At 59.0% G+C, this 9,865-nt stretch carries 10 protein-coding genes; 8 read left to right on the forward strand and 2 right to left on the reverse strand.

Going from position 1 to position 9,865, the window contains the following annotated elements; genetic code table 11:
• Positions 1–340 precede the first annotated feature (340 nt).
• A complete protein-coding gene (locus D7D26_RS11170; RefSeq protein WP_120373097.1) occupies positions 341–1,684 on the forward strand; it encodes an MATE family efflux transporter in 1,344 nt (447 codons plus the stop codon).
• 240 nt (positions 1,685–1,924) lie between these two features.
• A complete protein-coding gene (locus D7D26_RS11175; protein ID WP_233543556.1) occupies positions 1,925–3,040 on the forward strand; it encodes an ABC transporter substrate-binding protein in 1,116 nt (371 codons plus the stop codon).
• A 21-nt stretch (positions 3,041–3,061) separates the two neighbouring features.
• Here D7D26_RS11175 and D7D26_RS12185 read toward each other — a convergent pair whose 3' ends face one another.
• On the reverse strand, positions 3,062–3,307 hold the full coding sequence (locus tag D7D26_RS12185) for a hypothetical protein (RefSeq protein WP_147413076.1): 246 nt from the start codon (positions 3,305–3,307) through the stop codon (positions 3,062–3,064).
• Here D7D26_RS12185 and D7D26_RS11180 point away from each other — a divergent pair.
• The 5 genes from D7D26_RS11180 to D7D26_RS11200 all read left to right on the forward strand — a co-directional run bounded on the left by D7D26_RS11180 (position 3,270) and on the right by D7D26_RS11200 (position 8,171).
• Positions 3,270–4,430, forward strand: a complete 1,161-nt coding sequence (locus tag D7D26_RS11180; protein WP_120373099.1) for an ABC transporter substrate-binding protein — start codon at positions 3,270–3,272, stop codon at positions 4,428–4,430. The two genes, D7D26_RS12185 and D7D26_RS11180, sit on opposite strands and share 38 nt — an antisense overlap.
• A gap of 150 nt (positions 4,431–4,580) precedes the next feature.
• Entirely contained in the window at positions 4,581–5,501 is a 921-nt protein-coding gene (locus D7D26_RS11185) for a branched-chain amino acid ABC transporter permease (RefSeq protein WP_078015564.1), read from the forward strand.
• A 9-nt stretch (positions 5,502–5,510) separates the two neighbouring features.
• Positions 5,511–6,623, forward strand: a complete 1,113-nt coding sequence (locus D7D26_RS11190) for a branched-chain amino acid ABC transporter permease (protein WP_078015563.1) — start codon at positions 5,511–5,513, stop codon at positions 6,621–6,623.
• On the forward strand, positions 6,616–7,464 hold the full coding sequence (locus tag D7D26_RS11195) for an ABC transporter ATP-binding protein (protein ID WP_078015562.1): 849 nt from the start codon (positions 6,616–6,618) through the stop codon (positions 7,462–7,464). Before D7D26_RS11190 ends, D7D26_RS11195 begins: the two co-directional genes overlap by 8 nt.
• A complete protein-coding gene (locus D7D26_RS11200; RefSeq protein WP_233543557.1) occupies positions 7,461–8,171 on the forward strand; it encodes an ABC transporter ATP-binding protein in 711 nt (236 codons plus the stop codon). Before D7D26_RS11195 ends, D7D26_RS11200 begins: the two co-directional genes overlap by 4 nt.
• A gap of 264 nt (positions 8,172–8,435) precedes the next feature.
• Here the strand turns inward: D7D26_RS11200 and grdA are convergent, their stop codons facing one another.
• Positions 8,436–8,912: a glycine/sarcosine/betaine reductase complex selenoprotein A gene (grdA, locus tag D7D26_RS11205; RefSeq protein WP_078015561.1), complete on the reverse strand. Its 477-nt coding sequence runs from the start codon at positions 8,910–8,912 to the stop codon at positions 8,436–8,438.
• 367 nt (positions 8,913–9,279) lie between these two features.
• Here grdA and D7D26_RS11210 point away from each other — a divergent pair, with 367 nt between their 5' ends.
• Positions 9,280–9,705, forward strand: a complete 426-nt coding sequence (locus tag D7D26_RS11210) for a protein-export chaperone SecB (protein WP_078015560.1) — start codon at positions 9,280–9,282, stop codon at positions 9,703–9,705.
• Positions 9,706–9,865 lie beyond the last annotated feature (160 nt).

The following is a 9,865-nucleotide window of genomic DNA, read 5'->3' on the forward strand; positions in this document are numbered from 1 at the left end:
GATGTCGGCGATCTCGGCGTCAACGTCCCGGATGTACTTGTCGCTGTTCTTGTCCATTGATATCTACCTGCCCTTTCATTTTAGAACTGTCAGTTTATATAGTAAAAACATCAGCAACGCGCTTTTAAACAAAGTAACAATACATCATTTTACTCCGTCTGTCAAAAGGATATACCACCTTCCATGAAAATATAAAACATCCGCCATCCCGCTCCCGGGCAATTTCCGTTCGGTTCCGGAAAGGCAAGGCGATAGCTTCGGACGAGAAAACGCAAAAAGGCAAAATTTTCCTGCCTTTCTGATAAAATAAAAACCAAATCCGTGAGAGAAGGCTTCGTCTATGAGAGATCAATCCGCGCTGCTCACGCAGGGCCCCATCGCCAAAACGCTGCTCACGTTCGCGCTGCCGCTTTTTCTCGGCAACCTGTTCCAGCAGATGTACAACACGGTCGATTCGCTGGTGGTCGGCAACTTCATCGGCAGCGACGCCCTCGCCGCCGTCGCTTCGTCGGGACACATGGCCTTTCTGCTGATCGGCTTCCTGCAGGGCGTATTCGTTGGCGCCGGCGTGATCATCGCCCGCTATTACGGCGCACGCGATGCCGAACGGCTGCGCATTTCCGTGCACACCACGGCATTCTTCGCGCTCCTGGGGGGCGATCTGCTGTCGGCGCTCGGCGTCGTCTTCTCGCCCGTCATCCTCAGGCTGATGGGCACGCCGGAGACCGTGCTGCCCAATTCGCTGACCTACTTCCGCATCTATTTCGGCGGCTTGCTTTCCGTGGTGCTCTACAACTGCGTCAACGGCATCCTCCAGGCGGTCGGCGACAGCCGGCATCCGCTGTATTACCTGATTTTCTCCTCGCTGGTCAACGTGGCGCTGGACCTGGTTTTCGTGGTCGTTTTCCGCTGGGGCGTGGCCGGAGTGGCGGTTGCCACGGTGATCTCGCAGGCGGCCAGCGCCGCGCTGGGGTTTTATCACCTGAGCCGTCACGGCGGCGAGGCGCGCGTGTTATGGCGCGATCTGCGCCCCGACTGGCCGATGCTGAAACAGATCCTGCGCATGGGCGTCCCCTCGGGGCTGCAAAACTCCATCATCTCTTTTGCCAACATGGTCGTCCAGTCGCACATCAACTCTTTCGGCGCCATGGCCATGGCCGGCAGCGGCACGTTTCTGAAACTGGAGGGATTCGCTTTCCTGCCCATTTCCAGTTTTGCCCTGTCGATCACGACCTTTATCGGTCAAAACATGGGAGCGTGCCAGCATGAGCGGGCACGCCGCGGCGCCGTCTTCGCGCTCTGCGCCGGAGCGATCATGGCGGAGCTGCTGGCGCTGCTGATCCTCTTCAACATCCGCCCGCTGATGATGGCTTTCGGCGCCGAGCCGGAGGTCGTCGCGTTCGGCGTCGCACAGTCGCGCATCGCCGCTCCCTTCTATTTTCTGCCGGCGATGTCTCATTGCATGGCGGGCATCCTGCGCGGTTTGGGCAAGGCCGTCGTACCGATGCTGGTCATGCTGGTGTGCTGGTGTCTGATCCGCGTCGGCTATCTGTCGGTCGCGCTGCGCATCAATCACGACATCCGCCTGCTCTACGCCGCCTATCCCATCACCTGGGCGCTGAGCGCGGCGACGCTGCTGATCTGCTGCCTGCGAGTCCGATGGGACGTGCAGGAACCGGACTGATACCGCTTCTTGATCAAAAAGCCGAACACGGGGGCGCTTTCTTCGTACCGCGGGGACGGAGCCAAATAATCCGACTGTCGATAATATATTTCGCGTGGATAATTTGTATTTTCTGTTTTTCTACTTGAAAACCTCTATTCAATAACTTATAATCTTTTAAGCGTCGTTATCCACATAATACACGAAAGGAGAAATAAAGTAATGAGGAAATTTTGCGCTTTTGCGGTAGCTTTCTGCATGATGGCTTCAACGGCCCTGGCGGCGAATAAGGTCGTCCGTATCGGCATTTTCCAGCCGGCGTCCGGCGACAGCGGCGCGGGCGGCAAACAGGAAACCCTGGGGTCGCAGTTCGGCTTTCACGAAACGCCGACGGTCGTGATCAACGGCGAGACGTACGACGTCGAGCTGGTTTACGCCGACAACGGCTCTTCGCCCGACAAGGCGCCTTCGGCGGCCCAGAAGCTGGTCAGCGCGGGCGTTTCCGTGGTGCTCGGCTCCTACGGTTCGGCCGTTTCCATCGCCGGCTCCCGCTACTTTGCCGACGCGGGGATCCCCGCCATCGGCGTTTCCTGCACCAACCCGCAGGTGACGGCGGGCAACACGCACTATTTCCGCGTCTGCTTCCTCGATCCGTTCCAGGGAACGGTGCTCGCCAACTACGCTTACAAGGCCCTCGGCGCGCGCACGGCGTACTGCCTCGGTGAACTGGGCAACGACTACGACGTCGGCCTGTGCCACTACTTCAAGCTCGCTTTCGAGGAGCTGGGCGGCAAGGTCGTCACCGACACGTTCCCCACGGGCAACTCGGACTTCACGTCTTATCTGACGAACGCCAACATGTACGGCGCGGACGTGTTCTTCTGCCCCACGTCGCTGGCTTACTCGACGCAGATCATCGCCCAGGCCGGCGCTCAAGGCGCGACGTTCCCGATCCTCGGCAGCGACACGCTCGACAGCAACAAGACGGCCGAAGCGGCCAAGAACGCCAGGGTCAAGCTGATCGTCTCCACCTTCTACCAGGAGGGCGGCTCGCCCAAGTTCGACAAAGATTTCAAACAGTGGCTGCACGACGATAAGGAAGCGATGACGAACAACGGCGGCAACGACATGATTTCCGCCATTTCCGTGATGGGCTACGACGCGTACTACACGGCGCTCGAAGCGCTCAAGGCTTCCGCCTCGCCCGATCCCAGAGACGTGAACAAGGCGTTGTGGGGCGTCAAGTATAAGGGCGTCAGCGGCATGATCTCCTTCGACAAAAACGGCGACGCCATCCGCGACTCGGCGTTCCTCAAGACCGTCAACTTCGAGACGGGCGACTGGGACTTCCTGGCCGAGCACAAGATTTCGAAATAACGCGAGCTTCCGTTTGAAATTTCAGCAATGATCGAGGGCGCGGCGAGGATATTTTTCGTCCTCGCCGTGCTTTGTATCGAAAACCCACGTTCGCCGCGCGAAGCCGCCGAAAAGGGCGGAGGCACCGGAACGTTTTGCGGCGAGAAGGTTTTTCCCGCCTGAACGCCCGATGTACCCAAAGCGTTTCAGGCTCGTTGCAGTCAAGACATATCGAAAGGAGAATGCAGCGATGAAAAAGTTTTTGGCGGTTGCATTGACGCTCTGCATGACGGCCTCGGCGGCGTTTGCCGCCGAGAAAGTGGTGCGCATCGGCATTTTCGAGCCGGCGTCCGGCGACAGCGGCGCGGGCGGAAAGCAGGAGGCTCTGGGGGCCCAGTTCGGCCTCCGTGAGACGCCGACGGTGAAAATCAACGGCGAGACGTACAAGATCGAGTTGATTTACGCCGATAACGGCTCCTCGCCCGACAAGGCGCCTTCGGCGGCCCAGAAGCTGGTCAGTTCCGGCGTTTCCGTGGTGCTCGGTTCCTACGGTTCGGCCGTTTCCATCGCCGGTTCCCGTTACTTCGCCGACGGCGGCGTTCCCGCCATCGGCATCGGCTGCACCAACCCGCAGGTGACGGCGGGCAACACGCACTATTTCCGCGTCTGCTTCCTCGATCCGTTCCAGGGAACGGTGCTCGCCGACTACGCCTACAACGAGCTTGGCGCGCGCACGGCGTACTGCCTCGGCGAACTGGGCAACGACTACGACGTCGGCCTGTGCCACTATTTCAAGATGACTTTCGAAAAGCTGGGCGGCAAGGTGATTACCGACACGTTCCCCACGGGCAACTCGGACTTCACATCCTATCTGACCAACGCGAAGATGTACGGCGCGGACGTGTTCTTCTGCCCCACTTCGCTCGCCTATTCGACGCAGATCCTCGCCCAGGCCGGCGCTCAGGGTGCGACGTTCCCGATCCTCGGCGGCGACACGCTCGACAGCAACAAGACGGCCGAAGCGGCCAAGGACGCCAAGGTCAAGCTGGTCGTCTCCACCTTCTACCAGGAGGGCGGCTCGCCCAAGTTCGACGAGGGATTCAAGCAGTGGTTGCACGACGATTCCGAAGCGATGACGAACAACGGCGGCAACGACATGATCGCCGCGATTTCAGTGATGGGCTACGACGCGTATTATGTGGCGCTCGAGGCGCTCAAGGCTTCCGCTTCCCCCGATCCCAGAGACGTGAACAAGGCGCTGTGGGGCGTCAAGTATAAGGGCGTCAGCGGCATGATCTCCTTCGACAAAAACGGCGACGCCATCCGCGACTCGGCGTTCCTCAAAACCGTCAATCCCGAGACCGGCCAGTGGGACTTCCTGGCCGAGCATCATGTGGGCGGCGTAAAGTAAGCGGCGTCAAAAACGCTTTGTAATATTTTCAGAAAAAGAAAAGAAGGCGTTGTTTTTCCGATTGCGAACGAGGGCGCGGCGAGGCTGTCAGGTTCTTCCCCGCCGCGCCTTCCGCGTTGAAATCTAATCTGAAAGGGAGTCGTTCTCCTCATGTGGAAAACCGTTTTTCCCTATCTGCTGTCGGGCATTTCGGTGGGGGGGCAGTATGCGCTGATCGCCATCGGCTACACGATGGTGTACGGCATCCTGCGTCTCATCAACTTCGCCCACGGCGACGTGTTCATGGTGGCCGGTATCCTGATGGTCTATATCTCGGCTGCGGCGCCGCTCTACGTCTCGGTGCCCGTCGTGCTGATCCTGACGTCGCTGATCGGCTTCTTCATCGAGCGCATCGCCTACAAACCTCTGCGCGCGGCGCCCAGGATGAGCGTTATGATTTCGGCCATCGGCGTGAGCTACACGCTTCAGAACCTCGTGCTCTACGTCACGGGCGGCCTGAACCAGTTCTATCCAAAGATTCCTTTCATCTCGGATTCGGTCCGCATCAGCGGCGCGACCACTACGATGGTCACGATCATCACGCCGTTTCTGACGCTGCTCCTGGCGGGCATCCTCGTCATGCTGATCAACCGCACCAAGCTGGGCATGGCGATGCGCGCGGTCAGCAAGGACTTCGAGACGAGCCTTCTGATGGGCATCAAGATCGACCGGGTCATTTCGGCGACGTTCGTCATCGGCTCTTTCCTGGCGGCGGTCGGCTCGGTGCTGTATTTCACGAACTATTCGACGGTCATTCAGACTTCCGGCGCCATGCCCGGCCTGAAAGCCTTCGTCGCGGCGGTGTTCGGCGGCATCGGCTCCATTCCCGGAGCGGTCATCGGGGCTTTCATCATCGGCATCTGCGAGAATCTTATCAAAGGACTGGACGTTATTCTGTTCCGACTCGGCTTTATCGCAAAACCGCTGGGACTGGCCACGTTCTCCGACGCCTTCACGTTCGCGCTGCTGATCGTCATTCTTCTCGTCAAGCCCACCGGCCTGTTCGGCGAAGAACATACGGACAAGGTATAGGTGACGGCCATGATCGACAAAAGACAACAACGCACAGCCAACGTCATCAGCGTACTCATCATCGTGGCGATCTATATCGCCGTGTTCGTAGCGGAGCAGTGCCTGCCGCCGCGGTCGATGCTCTTTACGGTCCTGAAGAAAGGGGCCGTCTACGCGCTCGTCGCCGTGGCGATGAACCTGCTCAACGGCTTCACGGGCATCTTCTCGCTCGGACAGGCCGGGTTTATGCTGATCGGCGCTTACGTATATTGCATCTTCACGATCCCCGTCGTCTCCCGCCCCATCGTATATCAATATTTCGGCGGCGGCATCGTCCAGTTCACGCTGCCGTGGTTCGTCGCCATGTTCCTCGGCGGCCTCGTCGCCGCAGCGTTCGCTTGGCTGATCGGTCTGCCGGTGCTGCGGCTGAAGAGCGATTATCTTGCCATCGCCACGCTGGGCTTCGCCGAGATCATCCGCGCAATTTTCCAGTGGAACCAGCTGGGGCCGCTGACGAACGGCTCGAACATGCTGAGGCTGTTCACGATCTTCACCGACTTCAATATCCTCAACGCCGACGGTTCCGTGTCGGTCTATCTGGCGACGACCGTGCCGATGTTGATTTCAGGCTTCTGTATCGCGCTGCTGGTGATGTTGATCAACTCCACCTACGGACGCGCGCTGCGTTCCATCAAAGATAACGAGATCGCCGCCGAAGCCATGGGCATCAATCTGGCCCGGCACAAGCAGCTGGCGTTCTGCGTTTCTTCGTTCTTCACGGGCATTTCCGGCGCCATGCTGGCCATGTATCAGACGTCGGTGCAGGCCAAGAGCTTCACGGCGGCCATGACCTACGAGATCCTGCTGATCGTCGTCATCGGCGGCGTCGGCTCGGTGACGGGGTCGTGCCTGAGCTCGTTCCTGTTCGTGGCCTGCTCCGAGTGGTGGCTGCGCTTCCTCGACGAGAAGCAGATCGTCAACGGCTTCGAGGTGCCTCTGCTGCGCAACGGGTTCCGTCTCGTCGTGTTTTCGATCATCATCATGATCGTCGTGCTGTTCTTCAGCCGCGGCATCATGGGCACCAAGGAACTGCCCGATCTGTTCAGGCGGCGCAGAACGAAGGAGGCGGCGCCCCATGAGTAACCCGAAGAACGTGCTGCATCTCGACCACCTCACCATGCAGTTCGGCGGCGTCGTCGCCGTCAACGACCTGACGATGGACGTCAACGAAAGAGAGATCGTCGCCCTGATCGGCCCCAACGGCGCCGGCAAGACCACGGCCTTCAACGCCGTCACGGGCATTTACGCGCCCACGAACGGCGAGATCTCCTTCCACGGCACCCCGATCGTGCGCAACCACCCTTCCGGCAAGATGAAAACCCTTTACGCGGGGACTAACGCCGACCGCTACAAAACGGGCGTGCTGCGCCCCACGCCCGATCAGATCACCAAGCTCGGCATCGCCCGCACGTTCCAGAACATCCGCCTGTTTTCGGGCATGACCGTGTTCGAGAACGTGCTCACGGCGCGCCACCTGCGCCGCACCAGCAATTTCATCACCGCGACGCTGCACCTCAACGGCCGGGAAGAAGCGATGATGCGCGAGCGCTCGCTGGAACTGCTCGATATCGTCGGCCTGGCCGACGAGCGCGACGAAATGGCCGTCAGCCTGCCCTACGGCAAACAGCGCGTGCTCGAGATCGTCCGCGCGCTGGCGACCGACCCTACGCTGCTGCTGCTCGACGAACCGGCGGCCGGCATGAATCCTCAGGAAACGCTGGCGCTGGGGCAGTTCATCAAACAGATCAAGAAAGATTTCGACCTGACCGTTTTCATCATTGAACACCACATGGACCTCGTCATGAACATCTCCGACCGCATCTACGTGATCGAATTCGGGCGCCAGATCGCCGAAGGCACGCCCGCGCAAGTTCAGAACGACCCCGTTGTCATCAAAGCCTATCTGGGAGGTGACGAAGAATGAGCCTGCTCAAGATCATGGATCTGAAGGTCAGCTACGGCGGCATCGAAGCGCTGAAAGGCGTGTCCTTCTCCGTCGAAAAAGGCCAGATCGTCACCCTCATCGGCGCCAACGGCGCCGGCAAATCCACCACGCTGCGCGCCATCAGCGGGATCGTGCCGATCAAGGAAGGGACGATCACCTACGACGGCAACGTCATCAGCGGGCAGGATCCGCAGGCGATCGTGTCGCAGGGCATCTGCATGGTTCCCGAAGGGCGGCGCGTCTTCCCCAATCTTACCGTGCAGGAAAACCTGCGGATCGGCGCTTACCTGCGCAGCGACGACCTGACGGCCGACCTCGAACACGTGTACGAACTCTTCCCCCGCCTCGAGGAGCGTTCGTGGCAGATGGCGGGAACGCTCTCCGGCGGCGAACAGCAAATGCTGGCCGTCGGCCGCGCGCTGATGATGCGCCCCAAACTGCTGATGATGGACGAACCCTCGCTGGGACTCGCCCCGATCGTCATCCGTGACATCTTCAAGATCATCGAGACGCTGCACCGCGAAGGCATCACCATCCTGCTCGTCGAACAGAACGCCCACGTCGCGCTGAAGATCGCCGACTACGCCTTCGTCCTCGAGACCGGCTCGCTCGGCGTCCAGGGCAAGGGTAGCGACCTGCTCAACGACCCCGCCATCAAGGCGGCCTACCTCGGCAAGGCACGGTAGTTTATGCCGTTTCCCGATCGAAACGCCGAACCGTCCCCAGCCCCTCTGGGGAAAAACGCAAAACGCGCGATGCCGCCCAAAATACGTCACCGCACAATTCCATCAGTTTTCAGCGCGCTTTGAGCGCTATAAAAAAAGACCAGAGGAACCTTGGCATTTTTTGCGAAAATCCAGTACAAAACAGCCGAGCCCCTCGGTCTTGTCGAAACAGCAAGCCGGTCCATGAACGTTCGTCCATGGACCGGCTTGTTTGACAGGCTCTTATTACAGCTTGTACTTGGAATACTGATCGCGGATGCCTTTGACGGCAGCGGCGAGCGCCTCGGGATCGAGCACCATCTCCATCATGGAAATCTGCTCCTCCCACGCCTTGGGATCAGCTTCAGCACGAATCTCTTCATCGAAGATGTCATAAACGGCGAGTCCCAACGGGACGCCGGCCAGGGGACCTGCAAAGGTGGGATCTCCGTTGGTCACGGTTTCGGCGTAAATCTCGGCGCCTTCGGCGTCGGACGAACCGAAAATGACCACGCAGTTCTCAGCACCGTACTTCTCAGCGCAATCCTTGACGCGCTGCTGGTTCTGCAAGTCCATGGCTCCGGCAGCCGTTCAGACGAAGCACTCCGTTGCTTCGAAGACGACTTCGGCTCCACTGTTCTCAAAGCAAGCCTTCATAGCAGGCGCAGGTACACCGTCGCGCTCGCCGAGAAGGATCAATTTCTTGCCTGCGAGTTTGCCCATAAGCCGCACCTCCTTCTTTTGATGTTCTGGGTTCATTATAACCAAATTTTTCTTTCCCGCAAGAGGACTATAACATTTCTAGATAAAGCGCTCGAAATCACATTCTTGATTTGTGCGTTTTATACATCCATCAGCGTCGATTGGCTGGCTTTTCCGGTCATAACAAATAAGACACTTCCTTTTCGGAGATTCCGTCCGTCGCTCCCTTCGCCCGACACGGGCCGACTTTCGAGCCTTCTCCCCGCATTGCTCCCCTTTCGCCTTAAACGGTCTCCCTTGGATTTTGAGCGATCCGTGTTATAATGAGCGGCAGCATGCCGCGCACCATTTTCCATCCTAAACTTTTCCCCTAAAGGAGCCTGTGTTTATGAACGAGATCCGCCTTGCCGATTTTCGCGCCGAGAGCCTGCAGTTCGACATGAATCACCACTTTCAGCCCAAGAAGGACGAGAACCTCCCCCTTTCCATCAAACTGGATCAGCGCGTGCGCATGAGCGCCACGCCCAAGGAGCCGACGTTCCTCAACATCCGCGTCACCGTGTTCGACGACGCCGAGAACAACAACTATCCATTCGAGATCATCGCCGACGTTACCGGCGTGTTCTTCATCGACGCCGAAGGCGCCGACCGCGAGGCGATCCTCAAGGACAACGGCATGACCATGCTGCTGCCCTATGTGCGCGCCATGATCAGCCAGCTCGTGTCGCTGGCCAACCTGCCCACGCCCGTCATCCTGCCGCCCATGGATCCTTCGCAGATGAAGCCCATGGAGCAGCCCTCAGCAAACGACTAATACTACTTCTTTATAGTATAGCCAAACTTCCCGTACCTCAGTTATAATGCACCCGAGGTGATGGAGAATGCCCGTAAAATACGAGATCACATCGGAACAGCAGGCGGAAATCGAAGCAGCGCGGAAAAAGAATCGCAACAAGAAGATCGAAGCCAAACTG

It is taken from the genome of Pyramidobacter sp. CG50-2, from assembly GCF_003612005.1.
Lineage (GTDB): Bacteria > Synergistota > Synergistia > Synergistales > Dethiosulfovibrionaceae > Pyramidobacter.